Consider the following 25,411-nt stretch of genomic DNA (forward strand, 5'->3'; position numbering starts at 1 on the left):
CTCAATCGCATCTTTACCATGGGACCGGACGGGTGGCGACCCGAGGAGGATAGGAGTGCATCGCCACCCGCCCGTTTCCCCCGGCAAGGGACGAGTGCCGGGGGATAGGGATCGGTCAGAACATATAGTTGAGGCTGAACACCGCCGACCGGGTCGGGGCAGGCTGCGCCCAGCTGTTATTGATGTTGTTGCGCACCGTCGTCACATATTTCTCATTGGTGAAGTTCTGCACATTCACCTGCGCCTTCAGATTCTCCGTGATCGGGTAGGAGGCCATGAAACGGTGGATCGTGTAGCTTGGCACCCGGTAGCCGACATAGCTGTTGGCGACCAGTTGGGCGAGCGACGGCTGGTTCAGCAGGAAGCTGCCCTGATAGGTCAGGCCATAGCCCAGTTCCAGGCCGAAGCCGAAGCGGTAGGTCGTGAACAGGCTGCCCGAATGCTTCGGGGTATTGGTCAGCGCGTAACCAGCCGTCGGATCAAGGAAGGTCGTGCTGTTGGCGCAGGTGCCGGCGGCCGGGTCGGTCGCGCCCGGATGGGCGAGGCAATAGTCGGAAACCCCCTGCTTGATCTTGCTCTTGAGGTACATGTAATTGGCCGAAATCGTCCAGTTGCTGGTGATGTTGCCCGACGCGCCGAAGGACACGCCCTCCACCCGCTGGCGGCCATCCGTCGCCTGATCGCGCAGCAACGGATCGCCCGACACCACCTTGATCTGGTTGCGGTCGTTGCGGAACAGCGCCAGGGTCAGCAGCAACTGCTTGTCGAACAGGTCGGCCTTGGCGCCGATCTCGTAATTCTTCGTGGTTTCCGGCCTGACATTGCAGGTGCCGCTACCGCCCGCGGCATTGTCCGCGGTGCAGCTTCCGTCGACCGACGATTTGGACGGCAGCTTGGAGTTGCCGAAAGCGACATAAAGGCTGGTGTCCGGCGTCGGCTTCACGACCGCGCCGATGCGGAAGGAAAAGAGATTGTCGTCCACCTCCAGCCGAGTGCCGACCGTGCTGATCTGGCCAAGCTGCGCCGAACCGCCCGTCGTGTTGTAGGTGAAGGTGCGGTTGAAGCCCTTGACCTTCTCATAGCGGACGCCGCCGTTGATCTCGAACCAGTCGGTGAACTTCATCGTATCGAACAGATAGGCGGCATAGCTGGTCTGTTCCCCGACATTATGCGTGCCCAGGATGAAGTTGACCGGCCCGACATAATTGTTGCTGCCATAGACGCGGGCCAGGCCGGTGGTGGCCGCAGGGCCGACGATGCCGGACGACGGATCGGCGATATTCACCAGCGGCAGGTAGAAACCAAGGCTGGCGGCGGCATTATAGGCCGGATTGGCGGCGCCGGCACCGGTGGCAGGCGCGGTGAAAGGCGCGGCATAGGGATCGAAGCCGTTGGCGCTGCGGCCCAGGCTGCCCTGCAACTGGTCGTAGCGCTCCCACAGGGCCGAACCGCCGACGACCAGCGTATGGCCGATGCCGCCGGTGTCGAAATCGGCGCTGAGGTCGATCTGGTTATAGGCGGTTTCATTGGTGATGAAGCGCTGGTTGCCGCGGCCGCCGATCGGCAGGTAATAGCCGACCGGAATGGTGAGCGTTTCGCCGGCGGCGGTCGTGCCGATGCGCTGCGTGCATGCGCCGCCGGTGTCCGGGTTGAAGCCGCCCGCCGTTCCGTTGTCGAGGCAGAAGACGCCGTTCGGCTGGCTGGTCACCGTATCCTGGCGGATATGTTCGTACCGCGTCAGGTTGCGGACCTTGACCGTATCCCTGAAGGCATGGCTGAAGATCGCCTGCAGCGACTTGGTCTTGCTGTCCTGGCGGTCGATATTGGCGAAGCCGTAATAGCCCGACCGGTCGAACTGGTCGACGATGCCCCCCAGCGCCGGGAAGTAGCGGATGCCATATTGCGGCATCGCCTTGTCATCCAGATATTCGCCCTGCAGCGTCAGGCTGGTGGGGCTGTCGATGCCGATGGTGATCGCGGGCGCCACGCCCCAGCGCTCATAATCCTCGACATCGCGGCCCGGCACATCGTTGCGGTGATAGACGGCGTTGAGGCGCACGGCGATCAGGTCGTTGACGCGCTTGTTCGCGTCGATGGTCGCCCGATAATAATTGTCCGTGCCGATCCCGGCGTTCAGGATCGTCTTGTCCTCGGCCAGCGGACGCTTCGTCACCAGGTTGATCGTGCCAGCGACCGAACCGCCGCCGTTCATGACCGAATTGGCGCCGTTGGTGACTTCGACCTGCTCGATATTATAGACTTCGTTGCGGTTCAGGAACGCGCCGGAACGCACGCCGTCGACCGTGACGTCGTTCTTCGCGTCCTGCCCGCGCAGGATGATGCGGTCGCCATAGCCGAAGCCGCCCTCGCCCGCGCCGAAGGTGATGCCGGGAACGGTCGACAGCACGTCGCGCAGCGTCAGCAGGTTCTGCTGCTGGATTGTTTCCTTGCCGATCACCGTGATGGTCTGCGGCGTATCGAGCAGCGGCCGGGTATATTTGGGCGATTCCGCCTTTTCGACCTTGATGGGCGATTCCTCGATCGCCGTGTCGGTGACCGTCATCCCGCCAAGCTTGGCGCCCTGCGCTGCATCCTGCGCCTGCGCGGACGAGGCAAAGGCGATTGCGCCGACGCAACTCAGCGCCAGGAAGGACGGTCGTGACAGTGCTTTGGACATGGAAACAGAACCCCTTTCTTGAACCTTGAGGGGTCTGCTATTGCGACTTGTTCGCAGAGTCAACGCTATTGCGAGTAATTATTATTTTATGATTGTATATTATCGTTGAAAAGCCAGCATCTTATCGCGCTCGCCAGATTGGGCGGATCGGCCGCCGCCATGCGCGCGACATCGATGCGCGCGATCAAGGCGTTGACGGGCAAACCCTCCCGCAGGGCGGCCGCACGCAGGGCTTGCCAGAATATCGGTTCCAGGCTGATCGCGGTCTGATGGCCCGCAATCGTCACGCTGCGCTTGACGGGCGGAGCGAAGGGCGATGCCGCCGGCGCCGAAGCGTCAATGGAAGGCCCCTCGCCTTCCATCAGTACATATGCTGGCCGCCGTTGATCGACAGCGTGCTGCCGGTCACGAAGCCCGCCTCCTCGCTGCAGAAGAAGGCGACGCCACGGGCGATCTCATCGGCATGGCCCAGACGGCCGACCGGGATCTTGGCGACGATCTTTTCCAGCACCGCCTGCGGCACCGCCGCGACCATGTCGGTGTCGATATAGCCCGGCGCGATCGCATTGACGGTGACGCCATATTTCGCGCCTTCCTGCGCCAGCGCCTTGGTGAAGCCATGGATGCCGGACTTGGCGGCCGCATAGTTGACCTGGCCATATTGGCCCGCCTGCCCGTTGATCGATCCGATATTGACGAAACGGCCCCAGCCGCGCTCCCGCATCCCGCCGAAGGTCGCCTTGGCCATGTTGAAGCAACCGCCCAGATTGATGCGCATCACCTCGTTCCAGTCGTCGAAGCTCATCTTCGCCAGCACGCCGTCGCGGGTGATGCCCGCATTGTTGACGACGACGTCGATCGGCCCCAGCGCCTCGGCCACCTGCGCGCAACCGTCCAGACAGGCCTGGTGATCGCCCACGTCCCATTTGAAGGACGCTATGCCCGTCTTGTCCGAAAAGGCCTGCGCCTTGGCGTCGTTGCCGGCATAGTTGGCGGCTACCGTGAACCCCATCTCCTTGAGCGCCAGGCTGATCGCCTCGCCAATTCCACGCGTTCCGCCCGTGACGACTGCAACCTTGCTCATAGTGGCTCTCCTCAAAGAATATTGACGGGACGAAACTTACCTCTCCAACCAGCCGGCCAGTTCGCGACGGGCCAGAGTCTCGTACAGATTCATAGCGTCCGGGGAGGCGTTCAAACAACTCAAATGGACAAAATTATTGCCACCGGAAGCGATAAAATCCTCTTTGCCGCGAATGGCGATTTCCTCTAGGGTTTCCAGGCAATCCGCCGAGAAGCCGGGGGTCAGGACGGCAACATTCCGGACATTTTCCGAAGGGAGCTGACGCAGCACCGCATCGGTTGCCGGGCCCAGCCATTTCGCGGGGCCGAAACGCGATTGGAAGGTGACCCGGACCTCCCGCCCCAGAGCCTCGCCCAGCAGCCTTGCGCTTTCGACGCACTGGTCGCGATAGGGATCGCCCAATTGCCGCGTTCGCTCGGGCATGCCGTGGAAGCTGGCGATCAGCAGGTCCGGCGCGAAATCCAGGTTGGCGAGCTGCGCCTGGGTCGATGCGCGCAGCGCCTCGATATAGGCGGGATCGGCATGATAGGGCGGCAGCGTGCGGATCGCCGGCTGCGCCCGCATCTTCGCCAGCGCCGCATAGGCGGCATCGAGCGCGGTGGCCGTCGTCGCCGCGCAATATTGGGGATAGAGCGGAGCCAGCAGGATGCGGTCGCACCCTGCGGCGACCATCGCCGCCAGCCGCGCGCCGATCGCCGGATTGCCATAGCGCATCGCCCAATCGACCATCACGCCAGCGCCCATCCGCTCCTGAAGCCCGCGGGCGGCGTCGCGCGTATAGACGGCGAGCGGCGATCCCTCCTTCATCCACACCTGCCGATAGGCATGGGCGGATTTCTTCGGACGGGTCAGCAGGATCGGGCCGCGCAGGATCGGCTGCCACAGCAGTTGCGGAATTTCCACGACGCGCCGGTCGGAAAGGAATTCGGCCAGATAACGCCGCACCGATGCCGGGTCGGGACCGTCGGGCGTGCCCAGATTGATGAGGAGGAGGCCGATCTTGCCCAAGAATTTCACCCTTCCATCAGCAGGGGCAGGGTGCGGAAACGCCGCCCCGCCGTGGTGAACAGCGCATTGGCGACGGCGGGCGCCACCAGCGGCGCGCCCAGGTCTGTCAGCCCGGCGGGAGGCGCGGTGCTGCGGATCAGTTCGACCGTCACTTCCCCGACATCGCCCAGCCGCGGCAGACCCATGCGGCCCAGCATCGCCCGCGTCGGCATGCCCTTCGCATAGGGGACGGACGCCCCCATGGCGAATGCCAGCCCATGGATCAGGCCGCTTTCGACCTGCTGCCGGGCAATGTCCGGATTGACCTGATCCCCGCCGTCCACCGCGGCGACGATCCGTGAGACCTGCAACTTGCCCTCGGCCATGCCCGCCTCCACCATCACGGCGATGAAGGCGCCGTTCATCACATGCGCCGCCAGTCCCTGCCCGCTTCCTTCTATGCCGCCCTGCCAGCCGCCCATGGCGCCGACCGTGGTCAGGCAATGCGCCAGCCGGGGATTGCCGCCCAGCATCTGGATACGAAAGGACATCGCCTCCATCTGCGCCTGATGCGCCAGCTCGTCCATGAAACTTTCGGTGAAGAAAGCGCCGTGCAGATGCGCGTTGCCACGTGCGAACCCCAGCGGCAGGCCGACATCGGCGGGGAAGTGATCGACCGCCCAGTTGGGCACCGCATAGGGCAACTCCATGCCCGCCACCGCCAGCCGGGTGGACGTGCCGGACGCATCGGCGCCGGCCTCGTGCGGCAGCTTGCCATGGGCGATGCGCGCCCATGTCTGGGTCAGGGCGCAGGGGGCGGCGACCTTCGCCGACCAGCCCTCGATCGCGCCGTTGCGGCCCAGCTTGCCCGCCATGCGCGCATGGGCGGGGGCGCTGGGCCTGTCCTGGATCACATCCTCCAGCCGCGACCAGAGCAGTTGCACCGGCCGCCCCATCTCGCGGGAGAGGAGCGCGGCCTGCACGCCGGCCTCGAAATCCATGCGGCGGCCATAGCCTCCGCCGGCATGCAGCGGGTAGAGCGTCACCGCTTCCGCCGACAGCCCCAGCGCGCGGGCGATGGCGGCGCGGGCCAGGCCGGGCGCCTGCGTCGCCATCCATATTTCCGCGCTGTCCTCGCCGATCCGGGCGGTGGCGCACATCGGCTCCAGCGCCAGATGCAGGCCCGGCCGCACCCGATATTCGCTGGCGAGGATGGTCGCATCCCCGAACAGCGCCTGCGGATCGCCCTGCGCATAAAGCCGTTCGCCGGAGCCGGAAAAGGCCTGCTCCAGCGCCGCCTCCATCCCGGCGCTGTCCACCGGCCTGCCGGAAAGCGCGAAGACCGGGTCGGCCAGATCGAGCGCCTTGTTCGCCGCCCACCAGTTGCTGGCGACCGCCGCGACCCACCGGTCCCGCCGCACCAGCTTCAGGAAGCCGGTGACGGATTTCGCCGCGCCCTCGTTGACGCTTTTCAGCACGGCATCCCCGATCGGCCCCTGCCGAATGGAGGCGAAGACCATGTCGGGCAGGCGGATGTCGGCGGCGAAATTATGGCTGCCGTCGATCTTGGACGGGGTGTCCAGCCGGGGAAGCTCCTGCCCCGCCAGCCGGTCCACCTCCGCCTGGCGGAAGGGCAATATCTCGGGCAGGTCGAAGGTCGCGGCATCCTCCACCACCTCGCCCAGCTTCAACCGGCGCTGCCCGCCGTCGGAAATGATGCCGTTCTGGATGTCGCAGCTTTCCCAGGCGACGTCCCAGCGCGCCGCCGCCGCCTTGCACAACAGCACCCGCGCCGCCGCGCCCGCCTCCCGATAGGGCTGGTGGAACATCGGCACCGACGTGCCCGCGCCCGTCAGCATCAGGGCGCGGCGGGTCGCATATTGATCGATGGTCCATTCGCCCGCCTCGCCCGCCAGCCGGCTCCAGTCATTGGCCAGCCATTCGCGCGCCAGCAGGATATTGGCGTAGAGCGGCCCGATCGGCGCGCTCTGCACGCCGACGGTCCGCCAGTCCGCGCCCAGTTCGTCGGCCAGTATCTGCGGCAGAAGGGTCGTGACCCCCTGCCCCATCTCGGTCTGGGGCACGATGACGACAACCTGGCCAGACCGGTCGATCTTCAGGAAAGCGTTGAACGCGGTCTCGCCCGGCGCGGTGTTGAGACTGGCGCGATAGGAGCGCGGCCATATGGCCCATGCCAGCAGCAGCCCCACCGTGGCGCCCCCGCCGACCAGCAGGGTGCGCCGGTCCAAACCCTTTTTCGTCTGCTGACCCTGCTTCCGCGGTGCGCGCCCCATGCCATCGCTGATAGAGGGGCTTGGAAGCTCTGCAAAGCCCTATTGCGCCCGAAGGTTCAGGCGACGGGCCTGAGCTGGAGCCGGCGTATCTCGATGGCGGGGCAGCGATCCATCACCACCTTGAGCCCGGCCGCCTCGGCCCGGGCCGCCGCGGCCTCATCGACCACGGCCAACTGCATCCAGACCGCCTTGGCCCCTGCCGCTATGGCATCGTCCACTACCTCCCCCGCGGCGTCGCTGCGGCGGAAGATGTCGACCATGTCGATCGGCACGCCGATGTCGGACAGGCTGGCCCAGACGAATTCGCCATGGACATGCTCGCCCGCGATCTGCGGATTGACGGGCAGCACGCGATAGCCGTGATCCTGAAGGGTCTTCATCACGCCATAGCTCGGCCGGTCGGGCCGGTCGGAAATGCCGACCAGCGCTATGGTGCGGGTTTCGTTCAACAGATCGGCTATATCCTGCGCATCGGTAAGCGGCATGAGGTGTCCTCCATATTCGCGAGACATGGGAAGGACGCTGGAGAGGCGCAAGCCGTTCCCTCCAACCCCTTCATCCCCACGGAAGCCGGGATCTCAGGCGATAGGGCATGGAGTAGTCTCACGAGGTCCGGCTATCGCCGGGACGACGAAAGAAGGAACAGGGTGAAGACGTCAGCGCCCACCCCGCAACCACGCAACGACCTTCTCCGCAATCGTGCGGAAAGCCACACCATGCGCGTCGTCCCCCGCCGCCGGAGGATCGCCCGCATCGGACCGGCGGCGAATGTCGATGGCAAGCGGTATCCGGCCAAGGAAGGGCATCCCCATTTCCCCGGCGGCCGCTTCCGCGCCGCCCTGACCGAAGGGGTCCGACACTTCCCCGCAATGGGGGCAGGCATAGCCCGCCATATTCTCGACCAGGCCGATCATCGGCACCTGCGTCTGATCGAACAGGCTCACCGCGCGTACCGCGTCGATCAGCGCCAGGTCCTGCGGCGTGGAGACGATGACGGCGCCGGCCGGCTTGTGCTTCTGCACCATCGACAGCTGCACGTCGCCCGTGCCCGGCGGCATGTCGACGATCAGCAGCTCCGCATCGCCCCAATCCGCCTCGATCAGCTGGGCCAGCGCATTGCCCGCCATCGGCCCGCGCCAGGCGAGCGCCTTGCCCGGCTCGACCAGATGGCCCATGGAAAGCATCGGAACGCCAAAGGGGCTCTGCACCGGGATGAGCTGCTTGTCCTTCGCCTGCGGCTTCCTGTCCTCGCTGGCCATCAGCCGCGCCTGCGACGGGCCGTAAATATCGGCGTCGACCAGCCCTACCTTCACCCCCAGCCTTTGCAGCGCGACGGCGAGATTGGCCGACAGCGTGGATTTGCCCACCCCGCCCTTGCCCGATGCGACGGCGACGATCTTCAGCGGCCTGCGCTCGGCCGTCATGGCGATGCGCACATCCTCGACTCCGGGCACGGTCAGCGCGCCCTCCCGGATCGCGGCGGCCACGGCGTCGCGCTGATCGGACGACAGGCCCGCCACGTCCAGCACCAGCGACATCACCCCGTCCTTGAGGCGCGGCGCGCTGGCGCGGCCGTCGGTCAGCGTTTTGAGGCGAGCGGCGAAATCTTCAAGCTGGGTCATGGCAGGCCATCTAGGGACTTTCCCCGTCCGGCGAAACCGGCAGGCCGCCGTTTTTCTTGGCCATCGACATCATTCGAAACAATAATCGTTGCGAAGGGCACTGTTTTTCGCCGGAGAGCCTACCTATAGAGAAGGCATGAAGAGATTTTTCGGGTGGATGCCGGGCATAGCGAGCGCCATGGCCCAGGGTCCGTGGGGCGGCAAGAGCGACGGTCCGGATGGCAATGACGGCCAGGGCAAGGGCGGCGAAGGCAAGGGCAGCGACGGGCCGCGCAACCCGTGGACCCAGCCGGGACGCCCCGGCGCCAAGGGCCCTTCCGCGATCGAGGAACTGCTCCGCCGCAGCAAGGAAAGCTTCGGCCAGGGGGGTGGCGGCTTCGGCAATCTGCCGCCCCGCCCATCCGGCAAGGCGCTGTGGCCGGCCGCCATCGGCATATTGGTGGTGCTGTGGCTGGTGCTGACCTGCTTCCACCGCGTCGGCCCGCAGGAACGCGGCGTCGTCACCCTGCTGGGCAAATACAGCCGCACCCTGTCCCCCGGCATCAGCCTGACGCTGCCTGCCCCGCTGGAAAATGTGACGACCGTCGACGTCGAGGAAATCCGCACCATCGACATCGGCTCGACGCGGGCGGAAAGCGAGAATCTGGTCCTGACCGGCGACCAGAACATCATCGACCTCGCCTATTCCGTGCGCTGGAACATCCGCAGCCCGGAACTCTATCTGTTCCAGCTTTCCGACCCTGACTCGTCGGTGCGCGAAGTCGCCGAAAGCGCGATGCGCTCCGTCGTCGCCAGCGTCAGCCTGGAGGATGCGCTGGGCGCCGGCCGCACGGAGATCGAGCAGCAGGTCGAACAACGAATGCAGGAGATATTGGACGGCTACCGCTCGGGCATCCGCGTGCAGGGCGTCGCCATCAAGCAGGCCGATCCGCCGACCGCCGTCAACGATGCGTTCAAGGCGGTGTCCGCGGCGCAGCAGACGGCCCAGACCTATCTCAACGAAGCCCGCGCCGCCGCGCAGCAGGTGACCGCCAAGGCGCAGGGCGAAGCCGCCGCCTTCGACAAGGTCTATGAGCAGTACAGGCTCGCGCCCGACGTCACCCGCCGCCGCATGTATTATGAAACCATGGAGGGTGTCCTGTCGAACGTCGACAAGACCATCGTCGAAAGCGGCAATGTCACGCCCTATCTGCCCCTTCCCGAACTCAAGCGCCGGGCGCAGGGCAGCACCGCGCAGGGCAGCGCGACCGTGGAGGGCCAGTGATGCAGAACCTCGTCCGCCATCCCGTCGCGCTGGCGCTGCTGGCCATCGCCGCGCTGCTGCTGATCGGCAGCACCATCGCCATCGTGCCTGAAACCAAGCAGGGTGTGATCGTGCGCTTCGGCGATCCCAAGAAGATCATCAACCGCTATCGCCCCAACGAGGATTTCGGCAAGACGGGCGCGGGGATCATCCTGCGCTGGCCGTTCATCGACCAGATCGTCTGGATCGACAAGCGCGTCCTGTCGGTGGAGATGGAGCGGCAGCAGGTGCTGTCCACCGACCAGCTCCGGCTTCAGGTCGACGCCTTCGCCCGTTACCGCATCGTCGATCCGCTGCGCATGTACATCGCCGCGGGCAGCGAGGAGCGGGTGTCGGACGCCCTGCGCCCGATATTGGGCTCCGCGCTGCGCAACGAACTGGGCAAGCGGCCCTTCGCGGCGCTGCTCTCCCCCGAGCGGGGCCAAGTGATGGACAATATCGAGGCGGGCCTGAACCGCGTCGCCCGGCAATATGGCGCGCAGATCGTCGATGTGCGGATCAAGCGGGCCGACCTGCCCGACGGCGCGCCGCTGGAAAGCGCCTTCACCCGCATGCGCACGGCGCGGGAACAGGAAGCGCTCACCATCCGCGCTCAGGGCGCCAAGCAGGCGCAGATCATCCGCGCGGAGGCGGACGCCAACGCCGCCCGCATCTATTCGGAAAGCTTCGGCAAGGACGCCCAGTTCTACGATTTCTATCGCGCCATGCAGGCCTATCGCTATACTTTCGCTCCGGACCGGCAGGGGTCGACCACCATGGTCCTCTCCCGCGACAATGATTTCCTGAAGCAGTTCCAGGGGCGTTGATTTCATTACGGAACCAGCGTCATTCAATGAGGGTTAAGGCAAGACGGCGCATCCCGCTCATCGCAGAGTCCCGCCTTTCCTTCGCAAGTTCATGAGAGGACCGTCACGAGTGCGTTACGCTTATGCCATTACCGGCGCCCTGCTGCTCGGCGGCACGGCCATCGCCGTCACGACCAGTTCCAATGTCGGCGCGCAGGTCGCGCAGAATGAAGGCATGCAGGCCGCCGCCCCCGCCGGCGCCCCGGCAAGCCTGGCCGACATGGTCGAGAAGCTGCAACCGGCCGTGGTCAACATTTCCACCAAGCAGCGCGTGCAGGTGCAGAATCCCTTCGCCGGCACGCCCTTTGGCGACCTGTTCGGCGCTCCGGGCGGAAGGCCGCAGACCCGTCAGGCGCAATCGCTGGGGTCGGGCTTCATCATCTCCGCCGACGGCTATATCGTCACCAACAACCATGTGGTGTCCGCCGGCGCGGAAGGGGCCAGCGTCGATTCCATCACCGTCACGCTGACCAACAGCGAGGAATATCCCGCCAAGCTGGTGGGCCGCGATCCCGCGACCGACATCGCCGTGCTCAAGATCGAGCCGAGGAAAGCCCTGCCCTTCGTGAAGTTCGGGGACAGCACCAAGGCGCGCGTGGGCGACTGGGTGATCGCCATCGGCAATCCCTTCGCCCTGTCGGGCACGGTGACGGCCGGCATCATTTCCGCCGTGCATCGCGGCACCGGCGGCACCTACGACAAGTTCATCCAGACCGACGCCTCGATCAACCAGGGCAATAGCGGCGGCCCGATGTTCGACATGCGCGGCAATGTGATCGGCATCAACAGCCAGATCCTTTCGCCCTCGGGCGGCAATGTCGGCATCGGCTTCGCCATCCCGTCGGAACAGGCGGCGCCCATCGTCGACACGCTGCGCAAGGGCCAGGCCGTCAAGCGCGGCTATCTGGGCATCCAGATCAGCCCGCTGGGCGAGGATCTGGCCGATTCCCTTGGCCTCGCCAAGAATCGCGGCGAATTCGTGCAGGGCGTGGAGCCCGGCAAGGGCGCCGACAAGGCCGGGATCAAGGCGGGCGACGTGATCGTCAGCGTCGCCGGCCAGGAAGTGACGCCGGACCAGAATCTCTCGTCCATCGTCGCCAACCAGCCGATCGGCGGACGTGTGCCGATCGTGCTGCTGCGCAATGGGCAGCGGCAGACGGTGACGGCTGTCGTGGGCGAACGCCCGTCCGAAGACGAACTCAACGCCTTCGCTCAGAGCCAGGATGAAGATTTCAGCCAGCAGCAGGAGAACCCCTCCAATAATGGCCAGGCCAGCCAGCAGTCGCTGGGCATTTCGGCCATTCCGCTGACCTCGACCATCATCCGCCAGCTCGGCATCGCCGCCGATACGCGGGGTATCGTGATCACCGCCGTCGACGGCTCGACCGATGCAGGCGCCAAGGGCCTGCGCCGCGGCGACGTCATCATCACCGCGAACAACCGGCCCGTCGCGACCCAGGCGGACCTCGACGCGCAGGTGAAGGCGGTGTCGGCGCAGGGCCGCAGCGCGATCCTGCTCCAGGTGCTGCGGCGCGGCCAGCCCGCCGTGTTCCTGCCAGTGCGGCTGCGCGACAAATAAGCGCGCGCGCCGCAGGACAGGCCAAGAGCTGAAAACCAGCCGATCGTTACGGGTCGCGCTTGCCGGAAGCCCTGCCTCGCCTCTACAAAGGGGACGGCAGACTCCGGTGGGCGCGGCCCGTCACCTTTTTGGGAGAATGACGCGAGATGAGCGACGGCATTTTCATCGGCCTTGGCGCGCCGGACAAGGACGGCGGCATCCCCCAGACGCTGAACCTGCGCCGGGCCAATCGCCATGGCCTGATCGCCGGCGCGACCGGCACGGGCAAGACCGTGACGCTCCAGGGCATAGCCGAAAGCTTCTCCGCACTGGGCGTGCCCGTCTTCCTCGCCGACGTGAAGGGCGACCTGGCGGGCATTGCCATGGCCGGCTCCCCCACCGCCAAAAATGCGGACAAGCTGGTGGCGCGGGCCAGGGAGATCGGCCTCGACAATTACAGCTATGCCGACAATCCCGCCATCTTCTGGGACTTGTACGGCGAGCAGGGCCATCCCGTCCGCACCACCGTCAGCGAGATGGGGCCGCTGCTGCTTTCCCGGCTGATGGACCTCAACGAAACGCAGGAGGGCGTGCTCTCCATCGCCTTCAAATATGCCGATGAGGAAGGGCTGCTGCTGCTCGACCTGGGCGACCTGCAGGCAATGCTGGCCTATTGCGCGGAAAATGCCGACAGCCTGTCCGCGCGCTACGGCAATGTGACCAAGGCCAGCGTCGGCGCGATCCAGCGGCAATTGCTCCAGCTCGAAAGCCAGGGCGGCGACCATTTCTTCGGGGAACCCGCGCTCGACATTCACGACATGCTGAAGATCGATGAGAAGGGGCGCGGCTATGTGAACGTCCTCGCCGCCGACAGGCTGATGCAGAGCCCGAAGCTCTACGCCACCTTCCTGCTCTGGCTGCTCTCCGAACTGTTCGAGACGCTGCCCGAGGTGGGCGACCCGGACAAGCCGGTCCTCGTCTTCTTCTTCGACGAGGCGCACCTCCTCTTCGACGATGCGCCCAAGGCGCTGACCGACAAGATCGAACAGGTGGTGCGACTGATCCGTTCCAAGGGCGTCGGCGTCTATTTCGTGACGCAGAACCCGATCGACATTCCGGAAGATGTGGCGGGCCAGCTTGGCAATCGGGTCCAGCACGCCCTGCGCGCCTTCACCCCCCGCGACCAGAAGGCGATCAAGGCGGCGGCGGAAACCTTCCGCGTCAATCCGGACCTGAACGTCGAAACCGCGATCACCGAACTCAAGGTGGGCGAGGCGCTGGTGTCGCTGCTGCAGGAGGACGGCTCGCCCGGCATCGTCCAGCGCACGTTGATCGCCCCGCCCCGGTCGCGCCTAGGCCCGCTTGATGCCAAGGAACGGGCGATCATCCAGTCCATATCGCCCTGCGCGGGCAAATATGACGCGACCGTCGATCGGGAGTCGGCCGAGGAAATCCTCGCCGCCCGGGGTCAGGCCGCCGCCGCCGCCGCCCAGGCCGCCAAGGCGCAGGCCGAAGCAGACAAGGCGGCCGCCGCCCAGGCCAAAATAGAGGCCAAGCAGCGCGAGGCCCAGCTAAAGGAACAGGCGCGGCAGGAAGCCGCCGCCGCCCGTGAAGCCGCCAGGCCCTCCTCCTTCGACAAGGCGATCCAGTCCGCGACCCGCTCCGCCGCCTCGTCCGTCGGGCGTCAGGTCGCCAATGAAATCGGCCGGGCGGTCTTCGGCGGGTCCAGCCGCAGGTCCGGCGGCATTGCGGGGCAACTGGTACGCGGCATATTGGGCAGCCTGTTCAAATAAGCGGGGAGACATGCCATGCGAAAGAGGATCATCTTCACCTTAGGCATCTTCACACGGGGCACCTTCACCCTGGCCATCTGCACCCTGGGTCTGGCGCCTGCCCTGCCCACCCATGCGCAGGATTATCGCGACCTGCGCCGCGCCACGGACGCCGCCATCGCCAGCGACATCGCCCGCGATCGTCAGGCCGAACGCGATGCCAGACGCCAACCCTATGTGTCGCCCGGCTACGGCCCGATCCAGACCGCCACGGCAGCCCGCAATGCCTGCGCGGCCAAGGCGCGGGAAGAGGCAGGACCGGGCGCGAAGGTCCTGGGACGGATCGCCGCCAGCACCATGTCCACCGGTTGGGAAGTGGAAGGCGAAGTCGGTCCGTTCGACGGCCGGCGGTCGGTGCCCTTCGTCTGCTCCGTGCGCAATGGATCGGTAAGCGGCATCCTGTTGCAGCCGGATCGATAGGGTTCGACCCCACCGACACGGAAAGCCTGCCCAGCCGAAAGCCGCCATGCCCAATCGCATGGGGAACAGGCCCGATCTCCTCTAAAGCCAGACCATCACCGCCCCAAATATTGCTGCGCCTTTTCTCTACCGCCGCGGTTGCGAGGATCATTGTGCAGGCGCTAAGGAGGGCGCATGCTTAGCCCCCCGGTTCCCGCCCATCCCCTGCGCTTCGGCAATTTCCGGGCCTATCTGCTGGGGCGGCTGGCGACGGTTCTGGCGCAATATAGCATGATGATCATATTGGGCTGGCAGGCCTATAATGTCGCCCGCGAAACGATGAGCACCGGCGCCGCCTCGGCCCAGCTCGGCCTGATCGGGCTGGCGCAGTTCCTGCCCCTCTTCTTCCTGACGCCCGTGACGGGATGGGTGGCCGACCATTTCGACCGGCGCCTGATCACCCGTTTCACCCTGCTGCTGCTGGTGCTGGCGTCGGCCGTCCTCGCCTTCGCCACCTATGAGGGCTGGGTCAGCCTGCCGCTGATCTTCGGCATCGCCGCCCTGGTCGGCGTCGCGCGTGCATTCAATGGCCCGGCCTATAGCGCGCTCGCCCCCAATCTGGTCCCGCGCGAACTGCTGCCCAACGCCATCGCCATTTCCAGCGTCGTGTGGCAGGCGGGCATGATCGCGGGCCCGGCGCTGGGCGGCTATGCCTATGCGATGCAGCCCTGGGGGGCCTATGCGCTGGCGTCGGGCCTGTTTACGGTCGCCCTGCTCTGCATGATGCTGATCGGCCCGGTGCCTCAGCCGCCGCGCGACACCAGCCGGCACCCGGTGCGCCAGATGATCGACGGCCTCACCTATGTCCGCACCAACCGGCTGGTTCTGGCGACCATCACGCTCGACCTGTTCGCGGTGCTGCTGGCGGGCGCGACGGCGCTGCTCCCGGTCTATGCCCGCGACATATTGCATGTGGGTTCGGCCGGCCTCGGCCATCTCGCCGCTTCCCCCGGCATCGGCGCGGGGGTCACGGCCCTTTTCTTCTCCTTCCGGCCGATGAAGACGGAAGTCGGACTCAAGATGCTGGGCGCCGTCATCCTCTTCGGCATCGCCACGATCGTCTTCGGCTCGACCGCCTTCCTGCCCCGCGCCATCGCGCCGGAAGTCGGCATCGGCGCGCTGATCCTGCTGGGATCGGCCGACATGGTGTCCGTCTATGTCCGCCAGTCGCTGATCCAGCTTCACACCCCCGACGAGATGCGCGGCCGCGTATCCAGCCTGTCGCAGCTCACCATTTCCGCCTCCAACGAACTGGGCGAGGCGGAGTCCGGCTTCCTCGCCGCACTGGTCGGGCCGGTCGCGGCGGTGATCGGCGGCGGGATCGGCGCCATCGTGATAACCCTTATCTGGGCGAAGCTCTTTCCAGAACTCCGCCTTGCCCGTACCTTCGACCCACCCGAAACAAGGGCGGCCGAGCCCACGCAGGAGAAAGTGCAATGAAGGCATCCAGTATCTTGGAAACCATCGGCAACACGCCGCATATCCGCGTCAACCGGCTGTTCGGTGATGCAGAGGTGTGGATCAAGTCCGAACGGTCCAACCCCGGCGGGTCGATCAAGGACCGAATCGCCCTGTCGATGATCGAGGCGGCGGAGGCGTCGGGCGATCTCAAGCCCGGCGGCACCATCATCGAACCGACATCCGGCAATACCGGCGTCGGCCTGGCCATGGTCGCGGCGGTCAAGGGCTACAGGCTGATCCTGGTCATGCCCGAGAGCATGAGCCTGGAACGCCGCCGGCTGATGCTGGCCTATGGCGCCAGCTTCGACCTGACGCCGCGGGAAAAGGGCATGAAGGGCGCGATCGAGCGTGCGCTGGAACTGGTCGAGCAGACCCCCGGTTCCTGGATGCCGCAACAGTTCGAGAACCCCGCCAATATCGACGTGCATGTCCGCACCACAGCGCAGGAAATCGCCACGGACTTTGCCGACTCGCCGCTTGACGCGCTGATTACCGGCGTCGGCACCGGCGGCCACATCACCGGCGTCGCGCAGGTGCTCAAGCAGCTCTGGCCCCATCTGAAGGTCTATGCGGTCGAACCGACCCTGTCCCATGTCATCAGCGGCGGCCAGCCCGGTCCTCACCCGATCCAGGGGATCGGCGCGGGCTTCATCCCCGCCAACCTCCACACCCAGTTGCTGGACGGCGTGATCCAGGTCGATCCGGCCGACGCCAAGGAATTTGCCCGCCGCGCTGCGCGGGAGGAAGGCGTGCTGGTCGGCATCTCCTCCGGCGCGACGCTGGCCGCCATCCATCAGAAGCTGCCGGAACTCCCGGCGGGCAGCCGCGTTCTGGGCTTCAACTATGACACCGGCGAACGCTATCTGTCGGTGCCCGACTTCCTGCCCGAATAAGGCCAGACACAGGCTAGAGCCGGAACGGGCATGACCGACGCAAACCCCACCAGCCAGCCGCATCGTTCGATGTGGCTGCTCTGGCTCGTGCTGTTCGTCGGCCTGCCCGCTATGGTTTCCGCCTGGGAGGCGCGGGTGCCTCCCGGCAGGCCGCGCCCGGAAGCCGTCGCCGCCGCCCGGCTCACGCGCCCCGCCACGCCGCCGCCGGCGGTCGCGCCGGTGGAGGTCTATGCGCTGGAGCGCGATCAGGCGCGGGCCTTCAACGCCGCCATTCCCTTCTCCCGCCTGCCCAATCCGGCGGCGCGGCCATTCCTCTTCTCAGGATCGCCCATCGACCTTGCCCGCGCCACGGACTGCCTGGCCGCCGCGCAGCTTTACGAGGCAGGCGACGATGCCGTGGGCGAGCGGGCCGTCGCGCAGGTGGTGCTGAACCGCGTGCGGCATCCCGCCTTTCCCAAGACGGTCTGCGGCGTCGTCTTCCAGGGGCAGGAACGGGCGACGGGGTGCCAGTTCACCTTCACCTGCGACGGCGCACTCGCCCGCACGCCGACACAGGCGGCCTGGGAAAGGGCGCGGGACATCGCGCGGGCGGCCCTGGCGGGCAAGGTGTACAAGCCGGTCGGCTACGCCACCCATTATCATACCGATTGGGTCGTGCCCTATTGGAGCGGCAGCCTGGACAAGATCACGTCCGTGGGCACCCATCTCTTCTTCCGCTGGCGGGGCTGGTGGGGCACGCCCCCCGCCTTCCGCCGCGCGGGCGAAAGCGGCGAGCCGCTGGTGCAGCGCATCGCGCGCCTGTCCGCCGCGCACCAGGGCGATCCGGATGCGCCCGCCGGTCTGTCCCCGCCTGCCCTGACCGGCGGCACGGTAGCCGACCTCGCCGCCCGGCCGCAGCAGGCGATAGGGGCGGATTCGCTGGGCCGGACGATGGCCGGCGTCCGGCTCATCGCCATCGCGCCGGGGGCCAGGAGTTTTCTGGTCGAACTGGGGCGCGCCATCTCCCCCGACAGTTGGCCGACCATGGCCCAGACCTTCTGCGCCGGGCGCCCGGAATGCCGGATCATGGCCTGGCGAGCGGGAACTGCGCCGGGCGGCCTGCCTCTGTCGGGCGACCAGATGGAAAGCATGGCCTTCGCCTATATCCACAACAGCGCCACGGGATTGCAGCGCTCGCTCTGGAACTGCTTCCAGACGCCGCGCGGCAACAAGGATGAATGCATGCTCCAGCGGAACCCCAGGGCGGCAGCCCCGCCGCCGCCCGCCGCCGCGCCGGAACTGGCGGGCGTGCGCCGCAAGGAACGCTTCGAAGTGGTGAAGATCGCGCCGCCGTCGCCGGCCGTGACGGCGCCCGCCCAACCCTGAAGGGCGCTCCGTCTCACCTACTATTCCATGTCCTCGAACCCGCTCAGGCGCGGCAGCGCGCCGATGCGGGCGACCAGTTCGGACTGGCGGCTGCAATCCAGCTTCACATAGATATTCTTGATCTGCGTCCGCACGGTGTTGAGCGCCACGCCGCGTTCCTGCGACAGGTCTTCCAGGCCCCGTCCCTGGCAAAGCGCTTCGGCCACCTCCGCCTCCGCCCTGGTGAGGCCGTAAAGCGATCGGATGCGGCTGGCGAGGCTCTGGTCCCGGTCGGCGGGATCGGTGGCGATCGCGACGATCTGCCGCTCCATGCCGACCCGCACCGCGGCGATCGACAGCACATAGGGCAGGCCCCGTTCGCGATGGACGAAGATCGCGCTCGCCTGTCCACCCTGCCGGGCCGTCGCAGCCCTGAAGGCGGCCTGCAACGCTTCGTCGTCGCGGGGATCGCGCGCCTTCAACTGCCGCTGACGCAAGCTCAGCGCATCGCCCCGGCGCAGCAGCGCGTCCGCCATCTGGTTGCAGTCGATCAGCGCGCCGTTGGCGCGCAGGGTGAAGACGGCATGGCCCACCATGTCGAGCGTGGCGTGCAGCGAACGGCCATAATGGTTGGCGCGGTCCAGCTTGCTGCGGATCGCGAACATGCGGCCGATATGATCGATGCTGTCCTGCATCGCCCGCACTTCGCCCTCGTTGAACGGCTTTTGCGCGCGGCCCCGATGCAGGCCGATATGGCCGGTCGTCCCGTCCTTCCGGATCACGCCGCCCAGGCAACGGAAAGTGTCGTCGCCCATGCCCTTGATCCACTCATTGTAGATGCGGCTGCCTTCATAGGCATGGGTCGGTACGAGCGCTTCGACGTTCCAGACGCGATTGACCGCCTCTGCCCGGTCCAGCGCGACGCCCCAAATGTCGTCGTCCTGAAACTCCTCGTCGTAAAGCGCCATTTGCGCATCGGTGAAATAGCCGGAGTAGGAGATTTCCGCGACATGCTGGGGCGTGCGGCCCCAATGCAGAACGCCCGAGCGCGCGCCGACCGCGTCGGCCAGCGCCGAAGCCAGCCGGTCGAACGCGCCGTCGTCGGTCGCCGCGTCGTAAATATCCTCCGTCCGGATCACAGCTTTGCCCCGATCTCTCCACGTCCCCATGCGGAATATACGCAATTGCGCCCTACCGCATTGCACAAATCGGACACCGATCCATTCAAATTGCTGGAAAAACGGATAAAGCTGCCGTCGTGCCGCGTCCCTTGCTCCTCCTCCCGCGCTTTTCCGCAGACGGCGCCTGGCTTCCGGTCCTCGCCCTGTCGGCCATGACGCTGCTGGTCCAGGGGTGCACGCTGATGTCGCTGGGCGTGCTCCTGCCCGGGATCGCGGCCGATTTCGGGGGGCAGGCGGGCGGCGGCGCCACCGCGTTCCTGCTGGCGATGAGCCTTGCCAGCCTGGCGGTCGGTTCGTCCATGGGAAAAGCCGGCGTCCGGTCGGTGCTGCTGATCGGCGTTCTGCTCAGTGCGGCCGGCTTCGCGCTCGCCGCCATCGCGCAGCAGCGAACGGCCTTGATGGCGGGCATGGCGCTGTCGGGCTTCGGCGTGGGCGCATCGACCATCGTGCCCGGCATCGCCGTCATCACGCGGCATCATGTGGCGCGGCGCGGCCTGGCGCTTGCGGTCTTTCTGGGCGCCGCCGTCGTCGCGGGCGCCGTCATCCCGCCATTTGTCGCGGCGGCCATGACCTTCTGGACCTGGCGCATGGCCATGCTGTTCTGCTCGGCGGCGATCGTGCTGGCCTGCCCCCTGCTGGTGCTGCTCGTCCCCGGGGACCGGACGGATGCCGGGCCGATGCCGGTGGAGCGGACCGCGCCCCCGGCAGCCATCCGGACCGGGAATTTCCTCCGGATCGTGCTGGCCATGACCCTGTTGCAGCTCGCGATCAACGGCGTGCTGTTCGCGGCGGTGGACAGCCTGATGGCGGAGGGCCTGAGCCAATCCACGGCGGTCCTCGCCTATAGCAGCGCCAATCTGCTCGGCCTGCCCGCCCTGTTGATGGGCGGCATGCTGGCCGACCGGCTCGGCGCGCGGCGCAGCCTGACCGCGACGGCGCTGCTGCTGGCCGCGGGGACCATGGCGCTGCTGGGGGTCCGCATGATGGACATGGCCGGGGTCTGGCTGTTTGTCCTTCTCTGGGGCGTTGCGAGCGCGCTGCCGGGCCAGTCGGGATCGATGCTGCTCGCCGACGCGGCGGAGGCGGAGGCGTTCCCCCGGCTGCTCGGCCTCAACACCGCGATCATCAGCCTGGTTGGCGCGCTGGCGCCGCTCTGGACAGACCAGATGCGCGCGGCGGGCGGCGGTTACGGCTTGCCCGTCTCGGTCTATGCGGCACTCGCACTGGCCGCCGCGCCGCTTATCGCATCGGTTCGTTCGTCACAGGGCGGCAATGCGTTGCGGCGGCAACCCGCATGCCTGCGTTCGAATGGATGAGACAAGACGCATCAACCGCCAGAATCAACAGACCTGCCCCCTTCACAAGCGCGGGCATGGAGCCTATATGGGTCTTTCAAATCCGGCTCTTGCACTGCCCTCGGGCGTGCGGGAACCGTCCCCCGGATCGCCCGGGGACCGGCTTCGTTTAGCGCACGGGACCGGCGGGATTGGGCGAAAACGGCGGGTCACAAGACGCTGACAGTGCGGATCGGACAGTCCCGGCCCGCACTTTTTTGCGTGGCGGTGGAGGGGCGAATCACCCCTGAAACCGACAGGCCAGGCTGAATTTTCGCTGCGATGCGAAAAAATGCGACGAACAACCAGGCAGGATACGCAATGGCGACCAAAGCTCTCCCCACGATCAGCAATACCGGCGCGAAGAAGCGCATCAGAAAGGTATTCGGCGACATCCACGAAGTGGTGCAGATGCCGAACCTGATCGAAGTCCAGCGGGAGAGCTATGAGCAGTTCCTCCGTTCCGATCCGTCGATCGGCTATGTCTCCGGCCTGGAAAAGACCCTGCGCTCGGTCTTCCCGATCCGCGATTTCGCCGGCACCGCCGAAATGGACTTCGTCCATTACGAGCTGGAAGACCCGAAATATGACGTCGAGGAATGCCGTCAGCGCGGCATCACCTATGCGGCGCCGATGCGCGTCACGCTGCGCCTGATCGTGTTCGAGGTGGATGCCGACACCGAAACCCGCTCCGTCCTGGATATCAAGGAGCAGGACGTGTACATGGGCGACATGCCGCTCATGACCCAGAACGGCACCTTCATCGTCAACGGCACGGAGCGCGTCATCGTGTCGCAGATGCACCGCTCGCCGGGCGTCCTGTTCGACCATGACCGGGGCAAGACCCACTCTTCGGGCAAATATCTGTTCGCCGCCCGCGTGATCCCCTATCGCGGTTCGTGGCTCGACTTCGAATTCGACGCCAAGGACATCGTCAACGTCCGCATCGACCGCAAGCGCAAGCTGCCGGTCACGGCGTTGCTCTATGCGCTCGGCCTCAATGCCGAGGACATTCTGGGCTATTTCTACAACAAGGTGACCTTCCTGCGCGGCGAAGGCGGCTGGCAGATTCCCTACACCGCCGAAGCCTGGCGCGGCCAGAAGCCCGCCTTCGACATCGTCGACGCCAAGTCGGGCGAGGTGGTGTTCGCCGCCGGTCACAAGATTTCGCCCCGCGCCGCCAACAAGGCGGAGAAGGACGGCCTTGAAACCCTGCTGATCCCGACCGAAGAAGTCTATGGCCGCTACAGCGCCTATGACCTCATCAACGAGAGCACCGGCGAAATCTACATCGAGGCCGGGGACGAAGTGTCGCCGGAAAATCTGGAGAAGCTGGACAAGGCGGGCATCGACCGCCTCGAACTGCTCGACATCGACCATGTCACCACCGGCCCGTGGATCCGCAACACGCTGAAGGCCGACAAGGCCGAGGAGCGGGACCAGGCGCTGGCCGACATCTATCGCGTGATGCGCCCCGGCGAACCGCCGACGAAGGAAACCGCCGAAGCCCTCTTCGCCGGCCTCTTCTTCGATCCGGAACGCTACGACCTGTCGGCCGTGGGCCGCGTCAAGCTCAACATGCGCCTCGACCTCGACGCCGAGGATACCGTCACCACCCTGCGGACCGAGGACATCCTTGCGGTCGTCAAGGAACTGGTGAACCTGAAGGACGGCAAGGGCGAGATCGACGACATCGACAATCTCGGCAACCGCCGCGTCCGCTCGGTGGGCGAACTGCTGGAAAACCAGTATCGCGTCGGCCTGCTGCGCATGGAGCGCGCCGTCAAGGAACGCATGTCGAGCGTCGACGTGTCGACCGTGATGCCGAACGACCTCATCAACGCCAAGCCCGCCGTGGCCGCCGTGCGTGAGTTCTTCGGCTCCTCGCAGCTTTCGCAGTTCATGGACCAGACCAACCCGCTGTCGGAAGTCACCCACAAGCGCCGCGTCTCTGCGCTTGGGCCGGGCGGCCTGACCCGCGAGCGCGCCGGCTTCGAAGTCCGCGACGTTCACCCGACCCATTATGGCCGCATCTGCCCGATCGAAACGCCGGAAGGCCCGAACATCGGCCTGATCAACAGCCTCGCGACCTTCAGCCGCGTGAACAAGTACGGCTTCATCGAAACGCCCTACCGCAAGGTGATCGACGGCAAGGTGACGAACGAGGTCGTCTACCTGTCGGCGATGGAAGAAGCCAAGCACACGATCGCGCAGGCCAACGCCGAGCTGACCGAAGAGGGCACGCTGGCCGAAGACCTGATCTCGGCGCGGGAGGCGGGCGAATTCCTGATGGCGCCCAAGGACCACATCACCCTGATGGACGTCAGCCCCAAGCAGCTGGTGTCGGTCGCGGCCTCGCTCATCCCGTTCCTGGAAAATGACGACGCCAACCGCGCGCTCATGGGATCGAACATGCAGCGTCAGGCCGTGCCGCTGGTCCGTGCCGAGGCGCCGTTCGTCGGCACCGGCATGGAAGGCACGGTTGCGCGTGACTCGGGCGCCGCCATCGCGGCGCGGCGCGCGGGCATCATCGACCAGGTGGACGCGACCCGCATCGTGATCCGCGCCACCGGCGACATCGAACCCGGCCAGTCGGGCGTCGACATCTACACGCTGCAGAAGTTCCAGCGCTCCAACCAGGACACCTGCATCAACCAGCGCCCGCTGGTGAAGGTGGGCGACCTGATCGAAGCCGGCGACGTCATCGCGGACGGCCCGTCGACCGAGTTCGGCGAGCTGGCGCTGGGCCGCAACACGCTGGTCGCGTTCATGCCCTGGAACGGCTACAACTACGAGGACTCCATCCTGATCTCCGAGCGGATCGTGAAGGATGACGTCTTCACCTCGATCCATATCGAGGAGTTCGAGGTCATGGCCCGCGACACCAAGCTGGGTCCGGAAGACATCACCCGCGACATTCCGAACGTCGGCGAGGAAGCGCTGCGCAACCTCGACGAGGCGGGCATCGTCTATATCGGCGCCGAAGTGGAGCCGGGCGACATATTGGTCGGCAAGATCACCCCCAAGGGCGAATCGCCGATGACCCCGGAAGAAAAGCTGCTTCGCGCCATCTTCGGTGAAAAGGCGAGCGACGTGCGCGACACCTCGCTGCGTCTGCCGCCGGGCGTGGCCGGCACGGTCGTGGAAGTCCGCGTCTTCAACCGCCACGGCATCGACAAGGACGAGCGCGCCATGGCGATCGAGCGGGAGGAAATCGACCGCCTCGCCAAGGACCGGGAGGACGAACGCGCCATCCTGAACCGCGCGACCTTCAACCGCCTCCAGGAAATGCTGCTGGGCCAGACCGCCACGGCCGCTCCCAAGGGCGTGCGCAAGGGCGTGGAGATCGACGAAGCCCTGCTGGCTGAGGTCGAGCGTCATGAATGGTGGAAGTTCGCGGTTGCGGACGACGCCCGCCAGGCCGGCATCGAAGCCGTCAAGGCGCAATATGACGAAGCGGTGAAGCTGATCGTCGAGAAGTTCGAGGACCGCGTCGACAAGCTGCAGCGCGGCGACGAACTGCCCCCGGGCGTGCTCAAGATGGTGAAGGTCTTCGTCGCGGTGAAGCGCAAGCTGCAGCCGGGCGACAAGATGGCCGGCCGTCACGGCAACAAGGGCGTCATCTCGCGCATCCTGCCGATCGAGGACATGCCGTTCCTGGAGGACGGCACCCATGTCGACATCGTGCTGAACCCGCTGGGCGTGCCGTCGCGCATGAACGTCGGGCAGATCTTCGAAACGCACCTCGGCTGGGCCGCGCGCGGCCTGGGCCAGCAGCTCAAGCATGCGCTGGAGGAATGGCGCGAAGCCAATCCGAACGCGCAGGGCGGTGAGATGCCGGATGCGGTGAAGACCCGCCTGCTCGAAACCTATGGGCCGCAATATGCCGACCAGATCGAAGGCCGCACGGCCGATCAGATCGTGGACCTGGCCGAACATCTCGCACGCGGCGTGCCGATGGCGACCCCGGTGTTCGACGGCGCCCGCGAAGCGGACGTGTCGGCGATGCTGGAACTGGCGGGCCTGCACTCGTCGGGCCAGTCGGACCTGTTCGACGGCCGCACGGGCGACAAGTTCGACCGCAAGGTGACTGTCGGCATCATCTACATGCTGAAGCTGCACCACCTGGTCGACGACAAGATCCACGCACGCTCCATCGGCCCCTACAGCCTCGTCACCCAGCAGCCGCTGGGCGGTAAGGCGCAGTTCGGCGGCCAGCGCTTCGGTGAGATGGAGGTGTGGGCGCTCCAGGCCTATGGCGCCGCCTACACGCTGCAGGAAATGCTGACAGTGAAGTCGGACGACGTGGTCGGCCGCACCAAGGTCTATGAGGCGATCGTCAAGGGCGACGACACGTTCGAGGCCGGCATTCCCGAAAGCTTCAACGTGCTGGTCAAGGAAATGCGCTCGCTGGGCCTCAATGTCGAACTCGCGTCGATGGACGAGATCGAGGACGATGACGGCTTCGCGCAGGCGGCGGAATAAAGGGAACTCCGGAGCGCTGTCTCCCGAAGACGGCGCTCCCTCCCGGCCCCGC

The 25,411-nt window shown here is 66.3% G+C and carries 18 protein-coding genes; 10 read left to right on the top strand and 8 right to left on the bottom strand.

Annotated features, from left to right (window positions below; translation table 11 throughout):
* Nucleotides 1–115 precede the first annotated feature (115 nt).
* The 7 genes from A0J57_RS12735 to A0J57_RS12765 form a co-directional block, all read right to left on the bottom strand.
* Nucleotides 116–2,677 (bottom strand): TonB-dependent siderophore receptor, encoded by a 2,562-nt coding sequence (locus A0J57_RS12735; protein WP_061936401.1) that lies wholly within the window; start codon nt 2,675–2,677, stop codon nt 116–118.
* Nucleotides 2,678–2,763: 86 nt separating this feature from the next.
* The gene (locus A0J57_RS12740) at nt 2,764–3,039 is read right to left on the bottom strand and encodes a ribbon-helix-helix domain-containing protein (protein WP_025548748.1); all 276 of its coding nucleotides are present in this window, start codon (nt 3,037–3,039) and stop codon (nt 2,764–2,766) included.
* Nucleotides 3,039–3,761, bottom strand: a complete 723-nt coding sequence (gene phbB, locus A0J57_RS12745) for an acetoacetyl-CoA reductase (protein ID WP_025548750.1) — start codon at nt 3,759–3,761, stop codon at nt 3,039–3,041. Before phbB ends, A0J57_RS12740 begins: the two co-directional genes overlap by 1 nt.
* 36 nt (nt 3,762–3,797) lie before the next feature.
* On the bottom strand, nt 3,798–4,769 hold the full coding sequence (hemH, locus tag A0J57_RS12750; RefSeq protein ID WP_061936404.1) for a ferrochelatase: 972 nt from the start codon (nt 4,767–4,769) through the stop codon (nt 3,798–3,800).
* A 5-nt stretch (nt 4,770–4,774) separates the two neighbouring features.
* Nucleotides 4,775–7,042, bottom strand: a complete 2,268-nt coding sequence (locus A0J57_RS12755; protein ID WP_061936407.1) for a molybdopterin cofactor-binding domain-containing protein — start codon at nt 7,040–7,042, stop codon at nt 4,775–4,777.
* Nucleotides 7,043–7,098: 56 nt separating this feature from the next.
* Nucleotides 7,099–7,527: a CoA-binding protein gene (locus A0J57_RS12760; RefSeq protein WP_025548752.1), complete on the bottom strand. Its 429-nt coding sequence runs from the start codon at nt 7,525–7,527 to the stop codon at nt 7,099–7,101.
* A 171-nt stretch (nt 7,528–7,698) separates the two neighbouring features.
* Nucleotides 7,699–8,664, bottom strand: coding sequence for an Mrp/NBP35 family ATP-binding protein (locus tag A0J57_RS12765; protein ID WP_061936410.1), 966 nt, complete (start codon nt 8,662–8,664; stop codon nt 7,699–7,701).
* Between the two features lie 136 nt (nt 8,665–8,800).
* Here A0J57_RS12765 and hflK point away from each other — a divergent pair, with 136 nt between their 5' ends.
* The 8 genes from hflK (at nt 8,801) to A0J57_RS12805 (ending at nt 18,380) form a co-directional block, all read left to right on the top strand.
* Complete coding sequence (gene hflK, locus A0J57_RS12770) at nt 8,801–9,928, top strand: FtsH protease activity modulator HflK (RefSeq protein ID WP_173664354.1); 1,128 nt, start codon at nt 8,801–8,803, stop codon at nt 9,926–9,928.
* Nucleotides 9,928–10,773: a protease modulator HflC gene (hflC, locus tag A0J57_RS12775; protein ID WP_025548757.1), complete on the top strand. Its 846-nt coding sequence runs from the start codon at nt 9,928–9,930 to the stop codon at nt 10,771–10,773. Before hflK ends, hflC begins: the two co-directional genes overlap by 1 nt.
* A gap of 109 nt (nt 10,774–10,882) precedes the next feature.
* Nucleotides 10,883–12,391, top strand: coding sequence for a Do family serine endopeptidase (locus A0J57_RS12780; protein WP_025548759.1), 1,509 nt, complete (start codon nt 10,883–10,885; stop codon nt 12,389–12,391).
* Between the two features lie 146 nt (nt 12,392–12,537).
* A complete protein-coding gene (locus A0J57_RS12785; RefSeq protein WP_061936417.1) occupies nt 12,538–14,163 on the top strand; it encodes a helicase HerA-like domain-containing protein in 1,626 nt (541 codons plus the stop codon).
* A gap of 15 nt (nt 14,164–14,178) precedes the next feature.
* On the top strand, nt 14,179–14,622 hold the full coding sequence (locus A0J57_RS12790; RefSeq protein ID WP_061936420.1) for a hypothetical protein: 444 nt from the start codon (nt 14,179–14,181) through the stop codon (nt 14,620–14,622).
* Between the two features lie 174 nt (nt 14,623–14,796).
* A complete protein-coding gene (locus A0J57_RS12795) occupies nt 14,797–16,101 on the top strand; it encodes an MFS transporter (RefSeq protein WP_061936423.1) in 1,305 nt (434 codons plus the stop codon).
* A complete protein-coding gene (gene cysK / locus A0J57_RS12800; RefSeq protein ID WP_044661642.1) occupies nt 16,098–17,015 on the top strand; it encodes a cysteine synthase A in 918 nt (305 codons plus the stop codon). Before A0J57_RS12795 ends, cysK begins: the two co-directional genes overlap by 4 nt.
* Nucleotides 17,016–17,045: 30 nt before the next feature.
* Nucleotides 17,046–18,380 (top strand): cell wall hydrolase, encoded by a 1,335-nt coding sequence (locus tag A0J57_RS12805; RefSeq protein ID WP_061936426.1) that lies wholly within the window; start codon nt 17,046–17,048, stop codon nt 18,378–18,380.
* A gap of 20 nt (nt 18,381–18,400) precedes the next feature.
* On the opposite strand, the gene A0J57_RS12810 is transcribed toward A0J57_RS12805, so the two are convergent.
* Nucleotides 18,401–19,498, bottom strand: a complete 1,098-nt coding sequence (locus tag A0J57_RS12810; RefSeq protein WP_235600865.1) for a helix-turn-helix transcriptional regulator — start codon at nt 19,496–19,498, stop codon at nt 18,401–18,403.
* A gap of 119 nt (nt 19,499–19,617) precedes the next feature.
* Between A0J57_RS12810 and A0J57_RS12815 the strand changes: the two genes are divergently transcribed.
* Nucleotides 19,618–20,856: an MFS transporter gene (locus A0J57_RS12815; protein ID WP_235600866.1), complete on the top strand. Its 1,239-nt coding sequence runs from the start codon at nt 19,618–19,620 to the stop codon at nt 20,854–20,856.
* Nucleotides 20,857–21,195: 339 nt separating this feature from the next.
* Nucleotides 21,196–25,359 carry a DNA-directed RNA polymerase subunit beta gene (gene rpoB, locus A0J57_RS12820; RefSeq protein WP_044661637.1) on the top strand — a complete coding sequence of 1,388 codons (4,164 nt, stop codon included), beginning with the start codon at nt 21,196–21,198 and terminating at the stop codon, nt 25,357–25,359.
* Nucleotides 25,360–25,411 lie beyond the last annotated feature (52 nt).

The organism is Sphingobium sp. 22B (genome assembly GCF_001580035.1).
In the GTDB taxonomy this organism is placed as follows: Bacteria; Pseudomonadota; Alphaproteobacteria; order Sphingomonadales; family Sphingomonadaceae; genus Sphingobium; species Sphingobium fuliginis.

Bases quoted from the DNA above. Each gene is read 5' to 3' on its own strand.
- A0J57_RS12735 (WP_061936401.1), bottom strand. From the start codon at position 2,677: ATGTCCAAAGCACTGTCACGACCGTCCTTCCTGGCGCTGAGTTGCGTC.
- A0J57_RS12740 (WP_025548748.1), bottom strand. From the start codon at position 3,039: ATGGAAGGCGAGGGGCCTTCCATTGACGCTTCGGCGCCGGCGGCATCG.
- phbB (WP_025548750.1), bottom strand. From the start codon at position 3,761: ATGAGCAAGGTTGCAGTCGTCACGGGCGGAACGCGTGGAATTGGCGAG.
- A0J57_RS12755 (WP_061936407.1), bottom strand. From the start codon at position 7,042: ATGGGGCGCGCACCGCGGAAGCAGGGTCAGCAGACGAAAAAGGGTTTG.
- A0J57_RS12760 (WP_025548752.1), bottom strand. From the start codon at position 7,527: ATGCCGCTTACCGATGCGCAGGATATAGCCGATCTGTTGAACGAAACC.
- A0J57_RS12765 (WP_061936410.1), bottom strand. From the start codon at position 8,664: ATGACCCAGCTTGAAGATTTCGCCGCTCGCCTCAAAACGCTGACCGAC.
- hflK (WP_173664354.1), top strand. From the start codon at position 8,801: ATGAAGAGATTTTTCGGGTGGATGCCGGGCATAGCGAGCGCCATGGCC.
- hflC (WP_025548757.1), top strand. From the start codon at position 9,928: ATGCAGAACCTCGTCCGCCATCCCGTCGCGCTGGCGCTGCTGGCCATC.
- A0J57_RS12785 (WP_061936417.1), top strand. From the start codon at position 12,538: ATGAGCGACGGCATTTTCATCGGCCTTGGCGCGCCGGACAAGGACGGC.
- A0J57_RS12790 (WP_061936420.1), top strand. From the start codon at position 14,179: ATGCGAAAGAGGATCATCTTCACCTTAGGCATCTTCACACGGGGCACC.
- A0J57_RS12795 (WP_061936423.1), top strand. From the start codon at position 14,797: ATGCTTAGCCCCCCGGTTCCCGCCCATCCCCTGCGCTTCGGCAATTTC.
- cysK (WP_044661642.1), top strand. From the start codon at position 16,098: ATGAAGGCATCCAGTATCTTGGAAACCATCGGCAACACGCCGCATATC.
- A0J57_RS12805 (WP_061936426.1), top strand. From the start codon at position 17,046: ATGACCGACGCAAACCCCACCAGCCAGCCGCATCGTTCGATGTGGCTG.
- rpoB (WP_044661637.1), top strand. From the start codon at position 21,196: ATGGCGACCAAAGCTCTCCCCACGATCAGCAATACCGGCGCGAAGAAG.